The 21,258-nt window shown below is 64.2% G+C and carries 25 protein-coding genes and 1 tRNA gene; 14 read left to right on the top strand and 12 right to left on the bottom strand.

Annotated features, from left to right (window positions below; genetic code table 11):
- Nucleotides 1-46: 46 nt before the first annotated feature.
- The 4 genes from AB7008_RS01395 to AB7008_RS01380 form a co-directional block, all read right to left on the bottom strand.
- Nucleotides 47-640, bottom strand: coding sequence for a c-type cytochrome (locus tag AB7008_RS01395; RefSeq protein ID WP_304492275.1), 594 nt, complete (start codon nucleotides 638-640; stop codon nucleotides 47-49).
- A 202-nt stretch (nucleotides 641-842) separates the two neighbouring features.
- Nucleotides 843-2,123: a PQQ-dependent sugar dehydrogenase gene (locus AB7008_RS01390; RefSeq protein ID WP_028151103.1), complete on the bottom strand. Its 1,281-nt coding sequence runs from the start codon at nucleotides 2,121-2,123 to the stop codon at nucleotides 843-845.
- Nucleotides 2,124-2,502: 379 nt separating this feature from the next.
- On the bottom strand, nucleotides 2,503-3,489 hold the full coding sequence (locus AB7008_RS01385) for an NAD-dependent epimerase/dehydratase family protein (protein ID WP_304492274.1): 987 nt from the start codon (nucleotides 3,487-3,489) through the stop codon (nucleotides 2,503-2,505).
- 76 nt (nucleotides 3,490-3,565) lie between these two features.
- Nucleotides 3,566-3,640 (bottom strand) — tRNA-Gly (locus AB7008_RS01380).
- Between the two features lie 275 nt (nucleotides 3,641-3,915).
- Here AB7008_RS01380 and trxA point away from each other — a divergent pair.
- Nucleotides 3,916-4,839, top strand: coding sequence for a thioredoxin (gene trxA / locus AB7008_RS01375; RefSeq protein WP_028158667.1), 924 nt, complete (start codon nucleotides 3,916-3,918; stop codon nucleotides 4,837-4,839).
- A gap of 83 nt (nucleotides 4,840-4,922) precedes the next feature.
- Complete coding sequence (locus AB7008_RS01370; protein WP_014490758.1) at nucleotides 4,923-5,600, top strand: LON peptidase substrate-binding domain-containing protein; 678 nt, start codon at nucleotides 4,923-4,925, stop codon at nucleotides 5,598-5,600.
- Between the two features lie 2 nt (nucleotides 5,601-5,602).
- On the opposite strand, the gene AB7008_RS01365 is transcribed toward AB7008_RS01370, so the two are convergent.
- The 6 genes from AB7008_RS01365 to AB7008_RS01340 all read right to left on the bottom strand — a co-directional run bounded on the left by AB7008_RS01365 (nucleotide 5,603) and on the right by AB7008_RS01340 (nucleotide 9,178).
- On the bottom strand, nucleotides 5,603-6,196 hold the full coding sequence (locus tag AB7008_RS01365; protein WP_028158668.1) for a cytochrome b/b6 domain-containing protein: 594 nt from the start codon (nucleotides 6,194-6,196) through the stop codon (nucleotides 5,603-5,605).
- 32 nt (nucleotides 6,197-6,228) lie between these two features.
- Nucleotides 6,229-6,507, bottom strand: coding sequence for a PepSY domain-containing protein (locus tag AB7008_RS01360; RefSeq protein WP_014490760.1), 279 nt, complete (start codon nucleotides 6,505-6,507; stop codon nucleotides 6,229-6,231).
- Between the two features lie 219 nt (nucleotides 6,508-6,726).
- Nucleotides 6,727-7,539: an SDR family oxidoreductase gene (locus AB7008_RS01355; protein ID WP_304492273.1), complete on the bottom strand. Its 813-nt coding sequence runs from the start codon at nucleotides 7,537-7,539 to the stop codon at nucleotides 6,727-6,729.
- A 3-nt stretch (nucleotides 7,540-7,542) separates the two neighbouring features.
- Nucleotides 7,543-7,986, bottom strand: a complete 444-nt coding sequence (locus AB7008_RS01350; RefSeq protein ID WP_304492272.1) for a PaaI family thioesterase — start codon at nucleotides 7,984-7,986, stop codon at nucleotides 7,543-7,545.
- Entirely contained in the window at nucleotides 7,983-8,786 is an 804-nt protein-coding gene (locus AB7008_RS01345) for a crotonase/enoyl-CoA hydratase family protein (RefSeq protein ID WP_441258310.1), read from the bottom strand. The genes AB7008_RS01350 and AB7008_RS01345 overlap by 4 nt, the downstream gene beginning before the upstream one ends.
- A gap of 41 nt (nucleotides 8,787-8,827) precedes the next feature.
- Nucleotides 8,828-9,178, bottom strand: a complete 351-nt coding sequence (locus AB7008_RS01340; RefSeq protein ID WP_028158672.1) for a hypothetical protein — start codon at nucleotides 9,176-9,178, stop codon at nucleotides 8,828-8,830.
- Between the two features lie 104 nt (nucleotides 9,179-9,282).
- Between AB7008_RS01340 and AB7008_RS01335 the strand changes: the two genes are divergently transcribed.
- Entirely contained in the window at nucleotides 9,283-9,813 is a 531-nt protein-coding gene (locus tag AB7008_RS01335; RefSeq protein ID WP_441258309.1) for a TetR/AcrR family transcriptional regulator, read from the top strand.
- 61 nt (nucleotides 9,814-9,874) lie between these two features.
- A complete protein-coding gene (locus AB7008_RS01330) occupies nucleotides 9,875-10,072 on the top strand; it encodes a Trm112 family protein (RefSeq protein ID WP_011083431.1) in 198 nt (65 codons plus the stop codon).
- Between the two features lie 112 nt (nucleotides 10,073-10,184).
- On the opposite strand, the gene AB7008_RS01325 is transcribed toward AB7008_RS01330, so the two are convergent.
- Nucleotides 10,185-11,405, bottom strand: coding sequence for a ubiquinone biosynthesis hydroxylase (locus tag AB7008_RS01325; RefSeq protein WP_441258308.1), 1,221 nt, complete (start codon nucleotides 11,403-11,405; stop codon nucleotides 10,185-10,187).
- A 217-nt stretch (nucleotides 11,406-11,622) separates the two neighbouring features.
- Here AB7008_RS01325 and tesB point away from each other — a divergent pair, with 217 nt between their 5' ends.
- The gene (gene tesB, locus AB7008_RS01320) at nucleotides 11,623-12,486 is read left to right on the top strand and encodes an acyl-CoA thioesterase II (protein ID WP_028158675.1); all 864 of its coding nucleotides are present in this window, start codon (nucleotides 11,623-11,625) and stop codon (nucleotides 12,484-12,486) included.
- Nucleotides 12,487-12,523: 37 nt separating this feature from the next.
- On the opposite strand, the gene AB7008_RS01315 is transcribed toward tesB, so the two are convergent.
- Nucleotides 12,524-13,429, bottom strand: a complete 906-nt coding sequence (locus AB7008_RS01315) for a DUF4339 domain-containing protein (RefSeq protein WP_441258307.1) — start codon at nucleotides 13,427-13,429, stop codon at nucleotides 12,524-12,526.
- 252 nt (nucleotides 13,430-13,681) lie between these two features.
- Between AB7008_RS01315 and AB7008_RS01310 the strand changes: the two genes are divergently transcribed.
- From AB7008_RS01310 to AB7008_RS01270, 9 genes are all read left to right on the top strand, one after another.
- Nucleotides 13,682-14,020: a P-II family nitrogen regulator gene (locus tag AB7008_RS01310; protein WP_008142802.1), complete on the top strand. Its 339-nt coding sequence runs from the start codon at nucleotides 13,682-13,684 to the stop codon at nucleotides 14,018-14,020.
- Nucleotides 14,021-14,153: 133 nt separating this feature from the next.
- Nucleotides 14,154-15,455 carry an ammonium transporter gene (locus AB7008_RS01305; RefSeq protein ID WP_028158677.1) on the top strand — a complete coding sequence of 434 codons (1,302 nt, stop codon included), beginning with the start codon at nucleotides 14,154-14,156 and terminating at the stop codon, nucleotides 15,453-15,455.
- 57 nt (nucleotides 15,456-15,512) lie between these two features.
- On the top strand, nucleotides 15,513-15,827 hold the full coding sequence (locus AB7008_RS01300; RefSeq protein ID WP_014490770.1) for an ArsR/SmtB family transcription factor: 315 nt from the start codon (nucleotides 15,513-15,515) through the stop codon (nucleotides 15,825-15,827).
- A 12-nt stretch (nucleotides 15,828-15,839) separates the two neighbouring features.
- Nucleotides 15,840-16,196, top strand: coding sequence for an SRPBCC family protein (locus AB7008_RS01295; RefSeq protein ID WP_441258306.1), 357 nt, complete (start codon nucleotides 15,840-15,842; stop codon nucleotides 16,194-16,196).
- A gap of 41 nt (nucleotides 16,197-16,237) precedes the next feature.
- Nucleotides 16,238-16,840, top strand: a complete 603-nt coding sequence (locus tag AB7008_RS01290; protein ID WP_038932646.1) for an ATP-dependent Clp protease proteolytic subunit — start codon at nucleotides 16,238-16,240, stop codon at nucleotides 16,838-16,840.
- Nucleotides 16,841-17,232: 392 nt separating this feature from the next.
- Nucleotides 17,233-17,571: a P-II family nitrogen regulator gene (locus tag AB7008_RS01285; RefSeq protein ID WP_008142813.1), complete on the top strand. Its 339-nt coding sequence runs from the start codon at nucleotides 17,233-17,235 to the stop codon at nucleotides 17,569-17,571.
- Nucleotides 17,572-17,608: 37 nt separating this feature from the next.
- On the top strand, nucleotides 17,609-19,057 hold the full coding sequence (locus AB7008_RS01280; protein WP_028158681.1) for an ammonium transporter: 1,449 nt from the start codon (nucleotides 17,609-17,611) through the stop codon (nucleotides 19,055-19,057).
- A 215-nt stretch (nucleotides 19,058-19,272) separates the two neighbouring features.
- Nucleotides 19,273-19,677, top strand: coding sequence for a GFA family protein (locus AB7008_RS01275; protein WP_028158682.1), 405 nt, complete (start codon nucleotides 19,273-19,275; stop codon nucleotides 19,675-19,677).
- 358 nt (nucleotides 19,678-20,035) lie between these two features.
- Nucleotides 20,036-21,250, top strand: coding sequence for an aminotransferase class I/II-fold pyridoxal phosphate-dependent enzyme (locus AB7008_RS01270; RefSeq protein ID WP_304492267.1), 1,215 nt, complete (start codon nucleotides 20,036-20,038; stop codon nucleotides 21,248-21,250).
- Nucleotides 21,251-21,258 lie beyond the last annotated feature (8 nt).

Genomic DNA, 21,258 nt, shown 5'->3' with positions numbered 1-21,258 from the left:
TTGCGCGCCCCGGGACGACAATCGAGTTTGCCGCCACAGCTCCGCGCTATTTGAAATACGCGAGATAGTGCGAGACGGCGGTGATTTCCTCATCGCTCATGTGATAGGCGACATCGGCCATCGCAGCGCCACCGCCGCCGACGCGCTGGCTGCTCTTGTAGTCGTGCAACGACTTGACCAGGTATTCCTCGCGCTGGCCGGCGAGCCGCGCGACGGCCTTGGTGCCGGCGAAGCTATCCGTATGGCACGAGGCGCAGCGGCGGCCGACGGCCACTTGCGCGCCCTTTGTGGACAGGTCCGGATCCCCGTCTTCCGCTGCCTTCGGCGGCGTCATCTGCGCGAAATAGGCGCCGAAATTGCGGATGTCCTCGTTGGTGATCTCCTCGGCGATCGGCTGCATCTGGTCGTTCTTGCGCGAGCCGGCGCGGAAGAACACGAGCTGCCACTGGATGAATTGATCGGGCTGGCCGGCCAGCGAGGGGATGTTCTCCGTCTGCGAGATACCGTTCTCGCCGTGACAGCCGGAGCAGACGGCGGCCTTCTCCTGGATCGCGGCATTGTCGGCGGCCTGAGCGCGGACGATTGCAAGTGCTGCGAGCGATAGCGTCACAGACAGAATTCCAAACCGAACGACTCGCATGGCTGATTTCTCCGACTGTCATTGCCGGGCTTGCCCCGCCTGCTTGGCGTAGGCCCGGCAATCCATCCCGTTTGCAAAGAGGTTTCTGGTTTGATGGATGTCCGGATCAAGTCCGGGCACGACGAACGCGTTCCGCTGCAAGCCTGTCACAAACAAAAGAGGCTGCGGCCGTCATCCGGTCGCAGCCTCGTGTCGTCGCACGCTACTTCTTGCTGTAGCTGATGCGATAGATCGCGCCGGCCCAGTCGTCGGCGACGAGGATCGAGCCATCCTTGGCGAGGATGATGTCGTTGGGACGGCCGAGATAGCCCTGGTCGCCCTCGATCCAGCCGGAGGCGAACACCTCCTTCTTGGCGTTCTTGCCGTCGGGGCCGACGATTACGCGCGTGATATTGCCGCCCTGGTACTTGTGGCGATTCCAAGAGCCGTGCTCGGCGATCAGGATGTTGTTCTTGTACTCGGCGGGGAATTGGTCGCCGGTATAGAACTTCATGCCGAGCGGAGCGACATGCGCGCCGAGGTTCAGCACGGGCGGCGTGAACTCGGAGCATTTGTGGCCCATCGCGAACTTCGGATCGGGCAGGTCGCCCTGGTGGCAATAGGGATAGCCGAAGTGCTCGCCGATCTTGTTGATCATGTTCAGCTTGTCGCTGGGCAGATCGTCGCTGATCCAGTCGCGCGCGTTCTCGGTGAACCAGAACTTGCCGGTGCGCGGATCGACGTCGCCGCCGACCGAGTTACGAACGCCGAGCGCATAGATTTCGGCGTTGCCGGTCTTGGGATCGACGCGGCGGATCTGCGAGACGCTGGTCGGGGGCACGCCGACGTTGAAGGGCGGGCCGAACGGGAGGTAGAACCAGCCTTCCTTGTCGACCGCGATGTACTTCCAGCCATGCGCGGCATAGGAGGGCATGTCGTCATAGACGACCTTGCCGTCGCCGAGCTTGTCGAGATTGGCTTCCGCGTTGTCGTAACGGATCAGCTTGTCGACCGCGATGACGTAGAGCGCGCCATCCCTGAAGGCGAGACCGGTGGGCATGTTCAGCCCCTTCAGGATGGTCTTGACCTCTTTCTTTCCGTTGTTGTCCTTGATGGCATAGACGTTACCGAGGCCGAACGAGCCGACGAACAGCGTGCCCTTGTCACCCCAGGCCATCTGCCGCGCGGCGAGAACGCCGGGCGCATAGACTTCGATCTTGAAGCCGGCCGGCAGCTTGATCTTCTTCATCATCGCGGCGAGCTCGGCTTCCGACGCGCCGGTCGGCGGGCCCGACGGCGGCGCGAGGCCCTTCTGCGCCTCGGTCTCGTCGCCGAGGAACCAGTCATCCGGTGGATGGGTCCAGAACTCCTTGGTGCCGGATTCGTATTTCTTCAGCTGGCGGTTCTTGTCCTGCTGTTGCGCGCTGACTGCGCTTGTCCCCGCGAGAAGGGCAACCGCTGCAAGCGCCAGGACGGATTGAAAGACGGATTGATGGAATTTCATCGCGTCACTCCCCTAAGGCAGCCGTCAGGGCTGCACGTAATTTTGTTTTGCTAGTCGAGAGGCGAAGTTCCGACTCTGTCAGGACGACAGACGCAAAAATGTTAGCACATCTGCGGACGGTGAGAAGCGCGTCGGGAGCACTGCAGTCAGACTCAATAGAAATTGAGACTGAATGCCACGAAGATTTGCACGGCGACGATCACGATCACGCTGCAACGCGGAATCAAAATGGCGCGTGACTGATTTGCAGGCAGCAGGCGGGGCGGTCGCACAAAATTGCGAAAACAACCCCATGCACAGTAGAACGGCTCAGCCCGGTCTGCTCCCGGTGACGCCGGGCAGACATTTGATGCGTCGAGCAAAACAACAAAGACGGCGATTACGAGGCGACGGGATAGGGTCCGTCGTCGAATACGGTGTCGTGATAGCCTTTCGACCCGATCTCGCGTGCCAGCGTGCTGCGAAAATCCGTGCCCTCGCGCAGGCTGTTCAGGACATGCGCGAAGTCGAATTCGGGCCGCCAGCCCAGCTCGCGCCGCGCGCGGTCGTTGACATAGACGCGGTCGATCTCGGGGAATAGCCGCCATCCGCGCGCCGCATAGAGCTGCGTGCAATCCGGGTAGAGCTCGCGCACGACACCGGCCGCGTCGCGCGCGAGCGCCGCGAGATGACGGGGCTCGAACGGGCTGGTGGCGGAGATGATGTAACGGGCAAAACCGATCTTCGGCGCACGCGCGACGGCGAGCAGATGGGCGCTCACCGCGTCCGCTATATCCAACCGTCTATAGAGCAGCTCGTTGGCCTGCGCGTTGTCCAGCGGGTAAGCCGATCGCATCGCGGGATCGTCATCGTCCTCCGGAAAGAAGCGCGAGGTCCTCAAGATCACGACCGGCAGGCCGCGCTCGCGAAAGAACAGCTCGCACAGAGTCTCGGCCATCAGCTTGGTCGTGCCGTAGATGTTCTTCGGCACCGGCGCCAGGTCCTCGGTGACCCACACCGCGGCCTGTCCGGCTTCGGGTCGAAGCTGCGACCCGAATGCGCTGGTGGTGCTGGTGAAGACGAAGCTGCGCACGCCGGCCGCCACCGCGGCCTCGAGCAGATTGAGCGTGCCGGTGACATTGGTGTCGACGAAATCCTGCTTGCCGTGGGTCGCCACATGCGGCTTGTGCAGCGTCGCGGTGTGAATGACGGCGCCGACGCCCTCGATCTGCCGCCGCACGAAGTCGGGATCCACGATCGAGCCGACGGTGTCGGTGAAGGGCGATGGCTTCAGATCGATCCCACGCGCGTGGGAACTGCGCCCCCTGAGCATACGGAGAACAGCCTCCCCGAGGTGGCCTGCGCTGCCCGTGACCAGAATTGTCATTTGAGACCCAATACAGCCGCCAGCGGCGTGGAAGACCACGGCCCGACCCGGTTTGGCTGGATGCTTTGGGAAAAATTGGAGCGGGCGAAGGGGCTCGAACCCTCGACCCCGACCTTGGCAAGGTCGTGCTCTACCACTGAGCTACACCCGCATCCTGTGTCGGTCGCGTGACGCGCCGGCAACGGCTGTCGTATGCCAAAAGCGGACGGCGAATGCAACAGCTACCGGCAGCATAGATTCGCAATTGAAGGGCCCATATGGACCCCGAATGCGGCCAAATCGCCCGAAAACGCTCCGGAACCGGCGAATCGACCCTGATGGATTGAAATTCGGCCCATTCGGCCCAATCTAGGAGCCGACAACAAAGCATATGAATCGGCGACGTGCTAAAGAGCCGCCATTCCAGCCATCAGACGAGGGGATCCCGTGACGATCATCGAACAGGGTAACGGAGCGGCGGGCCCGGCTGCGGCCGATCTGATCAAGGACACCACCACCCAGACCTTCGTGAAGGACGTCATCGAGGAATCGAAGCGCCAGCCGGTGCTGATCGACTTCTGGGCGGAGTGGTGCGGCCCCTGCAAGCAGCTCACGCCCGTCCTGGAAAAGGCGGTCAAGGCGGCCAAGGGCAAGGTCAAGTTGGTCAAGATGAACATCGACCAGCATCCGGCGATCCCGGGCCAGATGGGCATCCAGTCGATCCCGGCCGTGATCGCCTTCGTCAACGGCCAGCCGGCCGACGGCTTCATGGGCGCAGTGCCGGAGAGCCAGGTCAACGCCTTCATCGAAAAGGTGACCAAGGGCGTGACGGCGCCGGGCGAGCCCAATATCGCCGAGATCCTGCAAGAGGCCGAGGCGGTGCTCGCCGAGGGAGACGCCGCCGCCGCGGCGCAGATCTATGCCGAGGTGCTGCAGCACGATTCGACCAACATCGCGGCCCTTGCCGGGCTCGCGAAATGCTACGCCGTCTCCGGCGCGATGGAGCAGGCCAAGCAGACGCTGGCGATGGTGCCGGAATCCAAGCGCAACGACCCCGCCGTGAAGGCCGTGCAGACCGCGATCGATCTCACCGAGCAGGCGGAGCAATTGGGGCCGGTGGCCGAGCTGGAACAGAAAGTCGCCGCAAACCCGCTCGATCATCAGGCTCGCTTCGACCTTGCGACCGCGCTGAATGCGCAAGGCAACCGGACGGCGGCCACCGAGCAATTGCTGGCGATCATCAGGCGCGACCGCAAGTGGAACGACGACGGCGCCCGCAAGCAGCTCGTGCAATTCTTCGAGGCCTGGGGTGGCACGGATGATGCTACCGTCGAAGGACGAAAGCGCTTGTCGACGATCCTGTTTTCGTAAGGATTATTGTTGGAGCATGATCTTGTCGGAAAGCCGCTTCACACTTTTCCGGATCATGCTCTAGCGCGTCTAGCGGGGTCCAGATGCCGATCAATATCGAATATCGCGGCCCCGCCGACCTGCCGGAGATCATTCCGGTATTTCCGCTGCCGGGCGCGCTTTTGCTGCCGCGCGGCCAGATGCCGCTCAACATCTTCGAGCCGCGTTACCTTTCGATGGTCGACGATTCGTTGCGCGACGGTCATCGCCTGATCGGCATGATCCAGCCCGACGTCGCCCACTCGCCGAAGAATTCCGACAGGCCGGCGCTGTTCCGCGTCGGCTGCGTCGGCCGTATCACCCAGCTCGCCGAATCCGGCGACGGCCGCTACCTCCTCGAGCTCACCGGCGTCTCGCGCTTCAAGGTGGTCGAGGAGCTCGAAGTGCTGACCGCCTACCGCCAGTGCAAGGTGGACTTCTTCACCTTCGTCGACGACTTCACCGCGCGCATGGGCGAGGAGGAGGTCGATCGCGAGGCGCTGCTGACCGTGCTGGCGGATTTCTTGAAGGCCAACAATCTCAAGGTCGACTGGGAAGGCGTCGAGAGCGCGCCCAACGAGGCGCTCGTCAACGCGCTGGCGATGATGTCGCCCTATGGCCCTGCGGAAAAGCAGGCCATGCTGGAGGCGCCGGATTTGAAGACCCGCGCCGAAATCCTGATCGCGGTGACCGAGATGGATCTCGCCAAGAAGCGCACCTCGGGCGATCCGCCGTTGCAGTGACCTCAGTTGTGATGCCGGATGCGCTTGCGGCCGGTGAACATCGCGCGGATCAGGTTCTCGCGCTGAAGAAGCCCCATCAGCACCACGCCCAGCACGTGCACCACGACCAGCACGATGACGGCGTCCGATGCGTAGGCATGGGTGTCCTCGATCCACCAGATGCCGAAGAAGGTCACGGTCACCGACAGCGCGCCGGTGATGGCCGAGACGGCGATCGACAGCAGCAGCGCCACCAGCATCAACGTGCCGGCCGGATTGAGCCCGATATAGCGACCGGTGATGCCGCGGCGCAGATTCCAGAGATAGCCTGGCGCGGCACGAAGCCTGACGCCGACCATGCGGAAGCGCGAATAGCGGCTTCCCCAAAGACCCCACACCAGACGGAAGGCGAGAAGCCCGAGCACCGTATAGCCGACGATGCGGTGAACGGTGTCGTAGACGGTGGGCGTGAACCACGCGGCCAAAATGCTGGCCGCGAGGGCCCAGTGCCACAGGCGCAACGGGAGGTCCCAGACAGCGACGGTCCGCGATGCAGTTCGATCCGCGGGGGCCCTGTCGGACACCCCGCGCGCTTCTGGCACCGCTTCGTCGATCAAGCCGTGACTATCCTTGAGCCTTACTTGAGACCTTACTTGGCAACCGTCTTCTTCAGGCTGAGATCTTCCGGGCTGTAGAACAGCTCGTAGAGCTTGCCTTCCTTGACGCCGTAGACCTCATAGCACGAGCCTTCGATCTTGGAGCGCCGCACCTCGTAACCCAGCGCCTTGGCCTTGGCTTCGGCTTCGCTGGCCGGCTTCCACGACGCCTTGTCGAGCTTGGTGCAATCCTTGAAGCCGTCGGCCATGGCCGCCGAGCTCATTCCCAAGCCGACCGTCAGTGCAATTGCAACAACACGAATGACCTTCACGAACGTCTCCTCCTCTGTCGTGTGCGCGCGTGGCGCGAAGCGGGACCGAAGGAAGCAAAGGAGAGGATGAAGTCAATCCGGTTCGAGCCTGACAGGATTTAGAGTTATTCTAATGATCCGAAAAAGATCAGCGTGCTCCGTGCGCAGCATGGATTTGGACAGTCGCTGCGGCCTTACGCCTCACGGCTTGGAGGATGCCCGCTGGCCTTGTCAGTTGCGCTAGGCCGCACTTCGCGCCTCAGGAGAGTTACGCCGCAGCCAGTCCGTCCAGGTGAGGCGTCCGCGCACGCCCTGACTGACGACGAAGCCCATGCCGCGCGCCCTTGTCTCCGAAAGATCGATCGGCAGGATTCTTCGATGCAGTCGTCTCGCATCCTGATACTGGCGGGCGAAGAGGACCAGATCGAGCGTTTCTGGCCCGCCGATCTCCGCGCGCACGCCGCGCTGTCCGTCGAACGCGCAGGTGACGACGTGGTCGGCCACATCGGACGTGTCGACCGGATTGAATCGCGTCGTCGGCACCGGCCACACCGGAAGCCAGGCGAGGCCCGAAAGCAGCCTGTCGAACAGATAATAGAACGGCATCGCGCGGACGACGGACCAAGACAGGCTGGATGCGCGCACCAGCCGTTCGCCGGCGAGCTTGACCCGCGAATAGGGCAGGGTCGCTTCGTCGAGACCGACGATCGAGACGTGGAGGAAGTGCCGCACCCCGGCTTCCGCACCGAATGCCAGCAGCCGCTCAGTACCCTCGACATCGACCGCCGAAGGCGATCTGAAGAAGTCGATCGGACGGATGCTGCCGCGCCGTGCGATCGGCGACCAGGTCGCCGCATGGATAACGGTGTCGACGTCATGCAGCGCGGCCCGCAACCCGACGCCTGTGGCGAGATCACCTGCGGCCCATTCGACGTCCGATCGCGCACCAGGCGCGCGCGCAAGCACCCGGACGCGATACCCGGCGCGAACGACACGGTCGACGATATCCCGGCCGAGATGACCTGTGCCTCCGGTGACCAATGTCAGCGCCATGGCTCAGCTCCCGTCAGCCTTGCGCGGCTCGCCGGTGGGAACGAGCACAGTTTCGCCGGTCGCGACGAGAGCCAGATCATCTCGCTCATCGGCCGCGAAAAGCTCGGCGCGGGCAAACACCTGCCTGCGCCCGGCGCGGAGCGTCGTTCCCTTGGCGACGAAATAAGTGCCGATCGCCGGCCTCAGGCAATTCATCGAGAAATGCGACGCAGTGACCGGACCCACGAGCGTCGCAGCGGCGAAGCCACAGGCGGTGTCGAGCAGGGCCGCAATCAGACCGGCGTGCAGATTTCCGGAATATTGGGTGAGGTCGTCGCGCCAGCTCATGCGGATAGTCACCTCGCCTTTGCCGGCCGCAGCGACTTCGAAGCCCACGGAGCGGTTGAACGCCGCGGAGGCGTTGACCGCGTGGAGCGTTTGCGGGTCGAATCCATGGGTCTCACTCATGCCCGGCTCCATCGCGGTGCGCGGTTCTCAAGGTTGCTTCTGATGGCCTCGATGTGATTGGGCGCGCCGAGCAGTGCCGCCTGCTCGGCGGTTTCCGCGGCGAGACCGGTCGCGGCGTTGGAGGTCGCCGACAGGTTCAACAGGCGCTTGGCCGCGCGGACGGCATCGGGGCTGCGGCTCGCGATCTCCCGCGCCGTGGCGAGCGCAGCCGACACAGGATCCTCGGTGAGCCGCGTCGCAAAGCCATAGGCAAGCGCTTCTTCCGCTGAAAAGACGCGGCCGGAATAGGTCAGCTCGCGCACGACATCGTCGCGCGCGAGATGGCGCATCAGCTGGGTGCCGCACATGTCGGGCACGAGGCCCCATTTGGCCTCGATGACTCCTAGCCTTGTTCCGGGCGCGAGATAGCGGAGATCAGCCCCCAGCGCGAGCTGGAAGCCGCCGCCGAAGGCAACGCCGTGCACCGCTGCGATCACCGGCACCGGCAGCTCACGCCAGAGCCAGACGAGATGCTGGGCGTAGTTCGCGATACCGTGTGTCCGGCGCGTCAGGTCAATGGACGGGAGCAGCGGATCGCCGTTCGCGGTGGCGAGAAGGCGGTCGAGGTCGAGGCCTGCGCAGAAAGCACGCCCTTCGCCGGAGAGAACGACGGCGCGGAGGTCCTTGCGCGCGCCGAGCCGCGTGCCTGCTGCGATGATCGCCTCGAACATCGCGGGGTCGAGCGCATTCATCTTGTCCGGACGGTTCAGCCGGAGATGAGCCACGCCGCTCTCGATGGTCAGTCGAACCCGATTTTCCATGACGCCGCTCCGCTTGAATGCGTGGCTTGTCGGCTCGAGGCTCAGTAACCGGCGACCGCCAGCACGACGACCACGCTGAGCATCATCCAGCCGAAATGGCGTCCGCGCGTGGCCCAAGCGTTGGCGAGGGCGGAGAAGCCGAACACGCAGGCCAGGGTCGCGACGATCCAGTGGCGTGCCGTCTCCGAGCCCATCCAGGGCGCCGCGATGAGGAGCACGCCGCCGCCGATCCAGGCGACGGTCGAGGCCTGCCAGACCAGGCGGATCAGGGTGCGCAGCCGTTCCGGCTCGATGCTCGCGCGGACAAAGACCTTAGTCTCGCCGAGGATGCCGTGGATGAGAGCCACAATGATGGTCAGCACGCCGGCGCACTGGAGCAAAAGGTCACGCATCGCCACACCTTCCCGGATCTTCCATACATCTGTGTATGGTGAGATAGGCGCTAGCGGGCAACCTGTCAATACACTAGTGTATGGTGAAATTCCGGGACCCCGCCATGACCGAACAGCTGACCGCCGACGACTGGATCAAGGAGGGGCTGAAGGCGCTCGCCAAAAACGGCTTCACGGCCTTGAAGGCCGATCCGCTGGCGAAAGCCATGGGCGTTTCGCGCGGCAGCTTCTACTGGCATTTCGCCGATCTCGGCGCGTTCCACGCAGCCATCCTGAAGCGCTGGCGCGACATCGCGGCCGAGCAGATCATCGCGGACGTCGAGGCCACCGGTGACGAGCCGCTCAAGGCGCTGCTGCGGCGATCCTTCAGCGCGCGGCTCGACCTGGAGCGCGCCGTGCGCAACTGGGCGGCGTTCGATGCGGCCGCGCAGGGCGCGGTGCGCGCAATCGACCGCCGCAGGATCGACTATATCGAGACGCTGCTTGCGACGCGGGGGCTCGCGCCGGCAATGGCGCAGGCCCGGGCTCAGATCCTGTACTGGACGTTTCTCGGTTTTGCGTTGTCGGGCGCGCCGGTGCCGCCGGCACGGCTCCAGGGCCTGCTCGACGAGATCCTGACGATGGTGTCCGCCTGAACGGCGACGATGGGCGAGCGCAGTTTTCTGTGCTAGAGGCTCCGGACTGCCGGAGACCCCAATGAACGCGCCCACCGAACGCCCCGAAACCAGCGTCGATCCCAAATTGCTGGAGATCCTCGTCTGCCCGCTGACCAAGGGTCCGCTGGAGTTCGATTCCGCGAAGCAGGAGCTGATCTCGCGCAGCGCCAAGCTGGCCTACCCGATCCGCGACGGCATCCCGATCATGCTGCCGGAAGAGGCGCGCAAGATCGATTGAGAGCGCGTAGCCCGGATGGAGCGCAGCGCAATCCGGGAATTCTTGCGCTAACGATGCAGCGGCCCCGGATTACGCTTCGCTCCATCCGGACTACAAAGATCCGAGCCTTTTCCTACAACGCCTCGCCCTTCAGCAACCGCGGGATCTCACCGGTCAAACCGGCGGCCTGGCGGATGAAGAGGTTCTTCAGCGGCGGGGCGCGGTCGACGAGGCCGAGGCCGATGTCGCGCACCGTGCGCAGCAGCGTCGACTGGTTGGAGAACAGGAAGTTCAGCGAGTTGGTGGCAACGCCCATCGCCATGGTGTCGAAGCGGCGCCAGCGCTGGTAGCGTTCGAGCACGTCGGCGCCACCGAGATCCATGCCGAGCCGCGCGGCATCGACCACGACCTCGGCCAGTGCTGCGACATCCTTCAGCCCCATGTTGAGGCCCTGGCCCGCGATCGGGTGGATGACATGCGCGGAATCGCCGACCAGCGCGAGACGCTCGGCGATGAAGGAGCGCGCCACGAAATAGGACAGCGGGAACGCGCGCGGCTTGTCGAGCGCCTTGATCTCGCCGAGATGCAGGCCGAACCGGCGCTCGAGCTCGCCGTGGAACTCCTCGTCGCTCAACGCGATGATGCGCGCGGCCTCGCTGCGGCGCTCGGTCCACACGAGCGAGGATCGTTTTCCCGAGAGCGGCAGGATCGCGAAGGGACCCGCGGGCAGGAAGTGCTCCTCGGCGCGGCCGTCATGATCGCGCTCATGGCCGACGGTAACGACGATGCCGGATTGATCGTACTCCCAGCCATGGGTGACGATGCCGGCGCGCTCGCGCAGCTTCGACCGCGCGCCATCGGCGGCGACCAGCAGGCTTGCCGCAATCACGCTGCCGTCGCCGAGGGTCACGTCGACGCCTTCCGGGCGCGCATCATAGGACGCGACCGTCGTGGCGCGGAGATCGATACCCTCGGCCTCGGCCCGCACCACCAGCGCGTCGATCAGGCGGCGGTTCTCGACCATGTGCGCAAACGGCTCGCCGGGCGCGACATCGCCGGCAAAGTTCAGAAAAACCGGACGGGTGGCGTCTTCCAGCTTTGAATCGGTGACGACCATGTCGAGGATCGGCTGCGCCTCGCCCCTGACGGCGTCCCAGGCGCCGATTACCTCGAACAGGCGGCGGCAGGCGGCCACGATCGCGGTCGCGCGCGGGTCGCTGCTCGGACGGGTCGCGAGCGCGGGGTCGGCGACGATGACGGGAATCTCGGGCCCGAGCCCTTGGCGCAACGCCAGGGCCAGCGCGAGGCCGGCAAACGCGCCGCCACCAATGACAATGCTACCCTGTACCGGCATACCAAATTCCTGGCTCACACTTCGGCTTTTTCTTGGTCTTGCTAGCAGACTTGAGGTGGGCGAAACAGTGCGGTGAAACAGGGGCGGAACTGCCTCATTCCGTCATTCCGGGCCGCGCAAAAGCGCGAACCCGGAATCCAGAGGTTATCGGCTCGGGATTCCGGGGCCATCGCTGTCGCGATGCCCGGGAATGACGAGACGCTTCGAAAGCACCATCATGTCCAAAAGCCTGATCGACCTGATCTCGATCCTCGACCTCGAACAGCTCGAGGTGAATCTGTTCCGCGGCAACAGCCCGAAGACGAGCTGGCAGCGGGTGTTCGGCGGCCAGGTGATCGGGCAGGCGATGGTTGCGGCCTGCCGCACGGTCGAGGGCCGGCTGCCGCATTCGCTGCATTGCTATTTCATCCTGCCGGGCGATCCGCAGATCCCGATCATCTACCAGGTCGAGCGCCTGCGCGACGGCAAGAGCTATTCGACCCGCCGCGTCACCGCGATCCAGCACGGCAACGCGATCTTCTCGATCATGGTGTCGTTCCACACCGACGAGGAGAGCGCGTTCGATCATCAGGACAAGATGCCCGACGTGCCGCCGCCGGAAAAGCTGACGGCGGAGGAGGTGGCGAAGCAGCCGATGTTCAAGGAGATGCCGGAGTTCATCCGCCGCTACTACGAATCCGATCGTCCGATCGAGCTGCGCCCGGTCGAGCTCAGCCGCTATTTCGGCGAGAAGATCGACGACGGCCGCATTCACGTCTGGATCAGGACCGCGGCGAAATTGCCCGACGATCCGGCGCTGCACATGTGCGCGCTCGCCTATGCCTCGGACTTTTCGCTGCTCGACGCGATCATGGCGCGCTACGGCCGCACGCTGTTCGACAAGCGCATGATGCCGGCGAGCCTCGACCATGCGATGTGGTTTCACCGCCCGTTCCGCGCCGACGAATGGCTGCTCTACGCGCAGGATTCGCCGAACGCGCGAGGCGGCCGCGGCTTGACCCGCGGCTCGATCTTCAAGCCCGATGGCACGCTGGTCGCCTCCGTCGCGCAGGAAGGTTCTGTGCGCGAGCGCAAGTCCTAGAGCCCAAGCGCGAGTTCGTCGCGCCTGGGATTTGCGATCAAGCTCCGAGCGACCCGCGCGGAGCGAGCTCGGTCTGCGACGCGAACCAGTTCATGATCCAGCGATACACCCACGGGATCGGGATGATGAAGCTGGACAGGATTGCGGCGACGATGCCGCGCCAGAGAATGCCGAGACCGCTGCCCTTGAAGATGATCTCGCGGCGCGTGCCTTCGATGCTGCGGCAGAACCAGCGCATCTGAGCCGCGGCGACCCAGGCCCAGCCGATGATCGTGATGATCGAGATCGCGAACAGCAGATTCCAGCCGATATAGGCCCAGACGGAGCCGGAGAAGCTGAGACCGAGCGGCTGCCCGTTGGAGGCGAGGTTCGCGACCATCCATTTGATCAGCAGCCAGTAGAGCGCGATCTGCGCGATGAGGAGCAGATTGCTGAGCAGCGCACTGCCGATGACGCCGATCGCGATCGCCAGGACGATGAAGCCGAAAAACCAGGGCACCAGCGTCATCGCATTCCCGGTGAAGCTGAGATTGGGCCGGCCAGGCACCTTCACGCAGGACACGATCCATTTCGTGTACCAGACGAACACCCACGGCACCGGAATGATGAGGCACATGCCGATCAGCATCACGATGCTGCGCCAGGTGAACTCGAGGATGCCGAAATCGACCGACAGCGCTCCTCCGCTGCCGCCGCCACCTGCGTAGCCGGCGCCAGCGTAACCACCGGAGCCCATCATCGGCGGACCACCGGCCGGCATCATCGGGGGCGCACCGCCGCCGATCAGGCCGGGGATTTCGGCGGCCTTCTGCCAGCCGGCCATGCCCTCGGACCACACCAGCGTATCCGGGCGCACAACTCCCTGCGCGACCAGGTCGCGGAATTGCCCCTCCGGATAGGGCCCCTGTTGCTTGCCCTCGGATGCGTAGAACCAACTCGCCATGAAACGTCCCCCTCAAACATACTTTTGTACCGGCCAAGAAGCTTAGGTTCACCGCTTCGGTTCACCGCATCCATGCCAAAAACGCATTGTGAAGGATGAACGGATGCCCTGTACAGAGGCGGCCGTTCACATGGCCAAACGTTTTTCCGCTTCAGTCTGCAAGTTTTTTATGCCATTTGCCCGGAAAGATGCCAGATTGACGCTGCGCCGGGGACATACGGCGTGGCGCATCCCCGGGGAATAGGCCTGACCATGAAACTCGTCGTCGCGATCATCAAACCCTTCAAGCTCGATGAAGTCCGCCAAGCGCTGACCGCGATCGGCGTCCACGGCATGACCGTGACCGAGGTCAAAGGCTACGGCCGCCAGAAGGGTCATACCGAGATCTATCGTGGCGCGGAATATGTCGTGAACTTCCTGCCGAAGCTGCGGATCGAGATCGCGGTCGCCTCCGACGTCGCCGACAAGGCGGTCGCCGTGATCACCGCGACGGCGCGCACCGGGCAGATCGGCGACGGCAAGATCTTCGTCACGCCGATCGACCACGCGCTGCGCATCCGCACCGGCGAAACCGACAGCGACGCGCTTTAAGACTTTTTGTTTTGACGCGTTTTCTTCACGCGAACCGGTATCCACTTCGCTCGAAAACGCTTTGATCCTTCTTCGATCGCACCGGGCAACGACGCCACAGCGTGCGACGCCAATTGATGCCGGGGGGAATGACATGGCGGGATTGTTGCGCCGCGCAGCTGCTATGGCTGCGCCGCTGGGATTTGTGACGTTCGTCGCGGCGCCCGCATACGCCGCGGGCTCCGAGATCAACACCGCCGACACCGCCTGGATGATCGTCGCCACCGCGCTGGTGCTGATGATGACGATCCCCGGCTTGGCGCTGTTTTATTCCGGCATGGTGCGCAAGAAGAACGTGCTCGCCACCATGGCGCAGAGCCTCGCCGCGGTGACGATGATCTCGATCCTCTGGGTGGCGTTCGGCTATTCGCTCTGCTTCGTCGGCGACGGGCCATGGATCGGAACGCTCGATCGCTGGTTCCTCGCGGGCATGACGATGGACAGCGTCAACCCGGCGGCGAAGACGATCCCGGAAGCGCTGTTCATGCTGTACCAGATGACCTTTGCCATCATCACGGTGGCGCTGGTCGCGGGCTCGGTCGCCGACCGGATGCGATTCTCCGCCTATCTGGTGTTCTCGGTCGCCTGGTTCATCTTCGTCTACATTCCGCTGGCGCATTGGGTGTGGGGTGGCGGCTTCCTCGCCAGCATGGGCGTGCTGGATTTCGCCGGCGGCCTCGTCGTGCATCTGTCGGCCGGCACCGCCGGCCTCGTCGCCGCCAAGGTGATGGGCCGCCGCCACGGCTACGGCACCGAAAATCTCTCGCCGTTCGATCTGTCGCTCGCGGTGATGGGCACCGGCCTGTTGTGGGTCGGCTGGTTCGGCTTCAACGGCGGCTCGGCGGGCGCGGCCAATTCGCGCGCGGTGCTGGCGATCATCGCGACGCATCTTGCGGCCTGCTCCGGCGCGCTGACCTGGGGCGCGATCGAATGGTCGACCCGGCGCAAGCCGTCGGTGCTCGGCATGATCTCCGGCGCAGTCGCCGGGCTCGGCACGATCACGCCGGCCTCGGGCTTCGTTGCGCCATGGCATGGCATCGTCATCGGCATCGTCGCCGGCGCGGTCTGCTACTGGGCCTGCACCTGGCTCAAGCACCGCTTCAACTATGACGACTCCCTCGACGTGTTCGGCGTCCACGGCATCGGCGGCCTGACCGGCACGCTGCTGGCCGGCGTGTTCGCGACCAGCGCGATCGGCGGCACCGCCGGCCTGATCGAGGGCCATCCGCAGCAATTGCTGATCCAGCTCTACGGCGTCGCCGTCACCTTCGTCTGGGCAGCCGGGGTGAGTTTCGTCCTGCTCAAGCTGGTCGCGCTGTTCGTTCCCTTGCGCGTATCCCGCGAGCACGAGCTCGAAGGGCTCGATATCTCGCAGCACGGCGAAGCGCTTCAGTAATCGGGGCTTGAGTAATCCGGGCTTGCGCAACACATAAGTACATGCTTATGTGTTGGCATGATCGAAGCCGACATCTTCAAGGCACTGGCCGACCCGACGCGCCGAAAGGTCTTTGAGAAGCTCGCCGGCGGAAGCCTGAATGCCAGCGCTTTGCGCGACGGTTTGGAGATCAGCCAGCCGGCGATGTCGCAGCATCTTTCGGTGCTGCGCGCGGCAGGCCTCGTGCGCGAACAGCGGCAGGGCCGCTTCGTGAACTACGAAGTCGACCCGGACGGAATCGTGGCCATCGGCACATGGCTCGCGCGCTACCGTGCCTACTGGCCCAAGCGCATGGAAGCACTCGCCGATCTCCTCAAGGACATGGATCAATAAGGACTGGGATCAATGAGCGACGCCGCGAAGCCTGATCGTCCCGACGAAGCCCTGGTACTTGAATATGAACTCGATGCGCCGCCGGCAAAGGTCTGGCGCGCCGTGACCATTCCGGCCTTGCGCGAGCGCTGGCTGCCGGATTGCGACCTTGCAGGCGCCGAGCCTGAATCAACGATCGCAGGCGAAGAGGTGCGCTACCGGCTGCGCGATTCAGAGCCGCCGTTTCGCGAGAGCCACGTCATCTTCCGAATCGAGCCGAACGAGGACGGCGGCACCCGCTTCCGCATCATCCAGCAAGCCTGCGAAGAGCGAACAAAGCTGCCGCAGCCGGCCAATAGCAATTGCTGCCTGATGCGCGCGGCCGCTTAAACACCAACAAGACTTCACACCTGCAAACATGGAGGTCGCCAATGCGCGACATGCTTCAGCTCGTCCCTATGGTTGTCGAACAATCCGCCCGCGGCGAGCGATCCTTCGACATCTATTCGCGGCTCCTGCGCGAGCGCATCATCTTCCTCAACGGCGAGGTCAATGATGCGATGTCCGGACTGGTCTGCGCGCAATTGTTGTTCCTGGAGGCGGAGAATCCGAACAGGCCGATCAATCTCTACATCAACTCCTATGGCGGCGTGGTTACCTCTGGTCTCGCCATGTACGACACCATGCAGTTCATCAAGGCGCCGGTTCATACGCTGTGCATGGGCACCGCACGCTCGATGGGCTCGTTCCTGCTGATGGCCGGCGAGCCAGGTCACCGCGCCGCGCTGCCCAATGCGAGCCTTCACGTGCATCAGCCGCTCGGCGGCTTCCAGGGCCAGGCGTCCGACATCCTGATCCATGCGAACGAAATGCAGGAGACCAAGCGGCGCATCACCCGGCTCTACGCGCAGCATTGCGGGCGCACCGAGGCGGAGGTGGAACGGACCCTGGACCGCGACCACTTCATGACCGCGCAGCAGGGGGTCGAGTGGGGATTGATCGACCGGGTCTTTGCGGAGCGCGAGGCCGCCTGAGGGTCCGGGCCGGTTGCGCGCATCCCGTGAGCACGCCGAGGGCCGGTTCGATATTCCGCAGGGTGCCGGGGCCCTTTGTCGGGCCCCTTCTGTAATCAAATACCTTCTTGCTGCCCGACACGTGAGCAGCAATTGTGTCGACAGCCTGTCGTGCCCGCTTTTTGATCAGGTGTGACCACGTTTTGAGCGCGACGTAATAGCGCACTGCACCGCAATACGCGTCAAACGCGAAAACACCCGTTTTCATAGTCCGTTAGGCAACGCGCCCGATCTGGCACGGCATTTGATTCTAGGGGTGGTGGCTGTGCCCGCGTAGTGAACTTCTCCCTCGTGGCGAACCAGTCGAGAAACGCCCGGCCACGTCCGGACCGGGCCAAGCGGGGATAGGACCCATGAAAATTGTTATGGCGATTATCAAGCCATTCAAGCTGGAAGAAGTCCGTGACGCCCTGACCGCCATCGGCGTTCATGGTCTCACGGTGACGGAAGTCAAGGGATATGGCCGCCAGAAAGGCCATACGGAAATCTATCGCGGTGCCGAATACGCCGTGAGCTTCCTGCCCAAGATCAAGATCGAGGTCGCTGTCGCCTCCGACCAGGTCGACAAGACCATCGACGCCATCACGTCCGCCGCGAAAACCGGGCAGATCGGCGACGGCAAGATCTTCGTCATCAACCTCGACCATGCGGTTCGCATCCGCACCGGCGAGGCCGATGCCGCGGCCCTTTGATTTCGCGCTCAACCTTTACCAATCAGGAGTGAATAAAATGACGTTTAAGCGTCCCTATGGCGCGGGATTGGCGGCTCTCGCAGTCGGCATGTTCGCTGCGACCGCGGCCTATGCCGAGCCAACGGTCAACAAGGGAGACAACGCCTGGATGCTGACATCGACAGTGCTCGTGCTGTTGATGACCATCCCCGGCCTCGCGCTGTTCTACGGCGGTCTCGTCCGTTCCAAAAACATGCTCTCGGTGCTGATGCAGGTGTTCTACACCGTCTGCGTCGTCACCGTGATCTGGGCCGTGTACGGCTACAGCCTCGCCTTCACCGGCGGTTCCGACTTCATCGGCGGCTTCTCCAAGGCCTTCATGATGGGCGTCACCACCGACTCGAAGGCCGCGACCTTCTCGGTCGACGCCAACATCTCGGAGCTCATCTATATGTGCTTCCAGATGACCTTCGCGGCGATCACGCCCGCCCTCATCGTCGGCGCCTTCGCCGAGCGCATGAAGTTCGCGGCAATCGCGCTCTTCATCCCGCTCTGGGTCACGCTGATCTACTTCCCGATCGCGCACATGGTCTGGTACTGGCCCGGCCCGGACATGATCCAGGACGCTGCCAAGGCACTCGCTGCTGCCACTGATGCGGCTGCGAAGACCGCGGCGCAGGCCAAGCTCGACGAGATCAACGCCGACGCCGGCTGGATCTTCAAGAAGGGCGCGATCGACTTCGCTGGCGGCACCGTGGTGCACATCAACGCCGGCATCGCAGGTCTCGTCGGCGCTCTGCTGATCGGCAAGCGCGTCGGCTACGGCAAGGAGCTGATGGCTCCGCACTCGCTGACCATGTCGATGATCGGCGCCTCGCTGCTCTGGGTCGGCTGGTTCGGCTTCAACGCCGGCTCCAACCTCGAAGCCAACGGCGGCGCTGCCCTCGCCATGACCAACTCCTTCGTCGCCACCGCGGCCGCCGCGCTGTCGTGGATGTTCGCGGAGTGGATCGTGAAGGGTCACCCGTCGGTGCTCGGCGTCATCTCCGGCGCTGTCGCGGGCCTCGTGGCCGTCACGCCTGCCGCCGGTTTCGCCGGCGTGATGGGTGCGATCGTCCTCGGCCTCGTGGTCGGCGTGGTCTGCCTGTTCTTCTGCACCGTGGTGAAGAACGCGCTCGGCTACGATGACAGCCTCGATGTGTTCGGCGTGCACTGCATCGGCGGCATCGTCGGCGCCCTCGGCACCGGCATCCTCGTCAATCCGGCGCTGGGTGGTGCGGGCATCATCGACTACACCGCGATCCCGCCGAAGGTTGCCGATTACGACTTCGCGGCGCAGATGACCTCCCAGCTCTGGGGCGTCTGCACCACGCTGGTGTGGTCGGGCATCGGTTCGGCGATCCTCTACAAGGTCGTCGATGTGATCGTTGGCCTCCGCGCCAATGTCGAGACCGAGCGTGAAGGCCTCGACATCACCGAGCACACCGAGCGCGCCTACAACATGTAACTCTCCTCCCGGGCGCGGCCTCCTCGGGGGCCGTGCCCACGACTACGGTTTGGGGCACATACCCGGCAATGTCCCGACCGTTGAGGGGCTTCAGCGCAAGCTGAAGCCCCTTTCTTTTTGCCTTCTTTGTCCTGCGCAACAAAGAAAGGGATTGCCATTTCAGATTGCCGGCGCAGAAATATCGACCACAACGAAAAACAAACCGGGAGGTCGTCATGCGTTTGGAAGGCGGATGTTATTGCGGCGAAGTGCGCTACGTGGCCGAAGGCGATCCGATGATGCAGGCCCAGTGTCATTGCCGCGAGTGCCAGTACATCTCGGGCGGCGCACCCAACACCTTCATCGCGATGCCGGTGGCCGGCTTCAGCTACATCACCGGGCAGCCCAAGCAGTTCACGCGCAAGGACCTCGAACGCGCCGTCACGCGCGAATTCTGCGCCGAGTGCGGCACCCATCTGGTGACCAAGGTTCCGGGCCTGCCCGCGGCGATCCTGAAGGTCGGCACCCTGGACGAGCCAAAGCAGTTCCATCCGCAGATGGCGATCTACACCTGCGACAAGCAGGAGTTTCACGCGATCCCGGCGGGCATGGCGACGTTCGAGAAGCTGCCGGGGCACTGAGCGCGCCTATCCCGAGAGACTCGTCATGCCCGGGCTCGTCCCGCCTGCGCGGCCGAAGCCGCTTCGGCGAGGCGAAGGCCCGGGTATCCACGTTCTTGGGCGTGCCAGGAAGGCCGTGGATGGCCGGGACAAGCCCGGCCTTGACGGAACCCGGGCCCGCCCCATCCGCAGTATCCGGCCTCATTATTCCCCCTCTGAACGGGGCCGGACCTCCAATCCGGGTCACGGAAATGACTCTTGATGGCGCGGAAAGCCGATGGTTAATCGCGTCTTAACCTCGCCCTATCTATGGTGAAGTGAACCGCTTCCCGCCGGCGCCTTGGTGCGACCGGCTGTTCCAAGAGTGCTGGCGTCCAGAATGGCTATGACCGCTTCATCCCGTGCGCCGCAGGACAGTGGAAGCTCCGATAGCGAACGCTCGCCCTTCGTCCGGCTGAACGAGCTGCTGGCCCCCCATCAGCCGGGTAAGCCCTTGATTACGCTTGCAGTCGGCGAGCCCCAGCATCCCGTACCTGACTTCGTCGGCCCAGTGCTGGCCAAGCACATCGCCGATTTCGGCCGTTACCCCGCGAACAAGGGCACCGACCCGTTCCGCACGGCAGCGGGCGCCTGGCTGTCGTCGCGCTTCAAGCTACCGCGGCCGCTCGATCCCGAAAGCGAGATTCTCGTCCTCAATGGCAGCCGCGAGGGGCTGTTCCTCGCCGCGATCGCGGCCGCGCGCTATGTCGGTCCGCGCCCCGGCAAGCCCGCGATCCTGATGCCGAACCCGTTCTATCCGGTCTATGGCGCCGGCGCCCGCGCCGCGGCCTGCGAGCCGGTCTACCTGCCGACCACCGTCGAAAACGGCTTCCTGCCCGATCTCGATGCCATCGACGAAGCGACGCTGGCGCGCACGGTGGCGTTCTATCTGGCCTCGCCCGCCAATCCGCAGGGCTCGGTCGCCAAGCCCGACTATTTCAGACGGTTGAAGCAGCTCGCCGACCGCTACGGCTTCGTGATCCTCAGCGACGAGTGCTATTCGGAGATCTACACCCGCGAGGCCCCGGGCAGCGCGCTCGAATGCGCCGGCCCTGATTTCACCCGCGTGGTTGCGTTCCAGTCGCTGTCGAAGCGCTCCAACCTGCCAGGCCTGCGCGTCGGTTTCGCCGCCGGCGACAAGCGATTCATCGGCATGTTCCTCGAGCTGCGCAACATCGCGGCGCCGCAGGTGCCGGTGCCGCTCCAGCATGTCGCGACCGTTGCCTACGGCGACGAGGCGCATGTCGAGGAGAACCGCCGGCTCTACCGGATCAAGTTCGATCTCGCCGACCAGATCATCGGCGATCGTTACGGCTATCGCCGGCCTGACGCGGGCTTCTGCGTCTGGCTCAACACGTCCGCGCTCGGCGACGACGTGTCGATCACGCTCAAGCTCTTCAAGGAAGCAGGCGTACGCGTGGTGCCCGGCAGCTATCTGGCGCGGCTCCAGCCCGACGGCTTCAATCCGGGCGCAGGTTTCATTCGCCTAGCGCTGGTGCAGGATGGCGAGACCACGGCGCAGGCGCTGCACCGCCTGGTCGAGACTCTGGGTTAGGCGGGGCC

The organism is Bradyrhizobium sp. 521_C7_N1_3, from assembly GCF_052075975.1.
In the GTDB taxonomy this organism is placed as follows: domain Bacteria; phylum Pseudomonadota; class Alphaproteobacteria; order Rhizobiales; family Xanthobacteraceae; genus Bradyrhizobium; species Bradyrhizobium japonicum.
The sequence above is the reverse complement of the archived record's forward strand: the minus strand, read 5'-3'. Positions and strand labels throughout refer to the sequence as shown.

Excerpts from the sequence above, each read along its gene's own strand:
- AB7008_RS01395 (WP_304492275.1), bottom strand. The coding sequence starts at position 640 with ATGCGAGTCGTTCGGTTTGGAATTCTGTCTGTGACGCTATCGCTCGCA.
- AB7008_RS01390 (WP_028151103.1), bottom strand. The coding sequence starts at position 2,123 with ATGAAATTCCATCAATCCGTCTTTCAATCCGTCCTGGCGCTTGCAGCG.
- AB7008_RS01385 (WP_304492274.1), bottom strand. The coding sequence starts at position 3,489 with ATGACAATTCTGGTCACGGGCAGCGCAGGCCACCTCGGGGAGGCTGTT.
- AB7008_RS01370 (WP_014490758.1), top strand. The coding sequence starts at position 4,923 with ATGCCGATCAATATCGAATATCGCGGCCCCGCCGACCTGCCGGAGATC.
- AB7008_RS01355 (WP_304492273.1), bottom strand. The coding sequence starts at position 7,539 with ATGGCGCTGACATTGGTCACCGGAGGCACAGGTCATCTCGGCCGGGAT.
- AB7008_RS01350 (WP_304492272.1), bottom strand. The coding sequence starts at position 7,986 with ATGAGTGAGACCCATGGATTCGACCCGCAAACGCTCCACGCGGTCAAC.
- AB7008_RS01345 (WP_441258310.1), bottom strand. The coding sequence starts at position 8,786 with ATGGAAAATCGGGTTCGACTGACCATCGAGAGCGGCGTGGCTCATCTC.
- AB7008_RS01340 (WP_028158672.1), bottom strand. The coding sequence starts at position 9,178 with ATGCGTGACCTTTTGCTCCAGTGCGCCGGCGTGCTGACCATCATTGTG.
- AB7008_RS01335 (WP_441258309.1), top strand. The coding sequence starts at position 9,283 with ATGACCGAACAGCTGACCGCCGACGACTGGATCAAGGAGGGGCTGAAG.
- AB7008_RS01330 (WP_011083431.1), top strand. The coding sequence starts at position 9,875 with ATGAACGCGCCCACCGAACGCCCCGAAACCAGCGTCGATCCCAAATTG.
- AB7008_RS01325 (WP_441258308.1), bottom strand. The coding sequence starts at position 11,405 with ATGCCGGTACAGGGTAGCATTGTCATTGGTGGCGGCGCGTTTGCCGGC.
- tesB (WP_028158675.1), top strand. The coding sequence starts at position 11,623 with ATGTCCAAAAGCCTGATCGACCTGATCTCGATCCTCGACCTCGAACAG.
- AB7008_RS01315 (WP_441258307.1), bottom strand. The coding sequence starts at position 13,429 with ATGGCGAGTTGGTTCTACGCATCCGAGGGCAAGCAACAGGGGCCCTAT.
- AB7008_RS01310 (WP_008142802.1), top strand. The coding sequence starts at position 13,682 with ATGAAACTCGTCGTCGCGATCATCAAACCCTTCAAGCTCGATGAAGTC.
- AB7008_RS01305 (WP_028158677.1), top strand. The coding sequence starts at position 14,154 with ATGGCGGGATTGTTGCGCCGCGCAGCTGCTATGGCTGCGCCGCTGGGA.
- AB7008_RS01300 (WP_014490770.1), top strand. The coding sequence starts at position 15,513 with ATGATCGAAGCCGACATCTTCAAGGCACTGGCCGACCCGACGCGCCGA.
- AB7008_RS01295 (WP_441258306.1), top strand. The coding sequence starts at position 15,840 with ATGAGCGACGCCGCGAAGCCTGATCGTCCCGACGAAGCCCTGGTACTT.
- AB7008_RS01290 (WP_038932646.1), top strand. The coding sequence starts at position 16,238 with ATGCGCGACATGCTTCAGCTCGTCCCTATGGTTGTCGAACAATCCGCC.
- AB7008_RS01285 (WP_008142813.1), top strand. The coding sequence starts at position 17,233 with ATGAAAATTGTTATGGCGATTATCAAGCCATTCAAGCTGGAAGAAGTC.
- AB7008_RS01280 (WP_028158681.1), top strand. The coding sequence starts at position 17,609 with ATGACGTTTAAGCGTCCCTATGGCGCGGGATTGGCGGCTCTCGCAGTC.
- AB7008_RS01275 (WP_028158682.1), top strand. The coding sequence starts at position 19,273 with ATGCGTTTGGAAGGCGGATGTTATTGCGGCGAAGTGCGCTACGTGGCC.
- AB7008_RS01270 (WP_304492267.1), top strand. The coding sequence starts at position 20,036 with ATGGCTATGACCGCTTCATCCCGTGCGCCGCAGGACAGTGGAAGCTCC.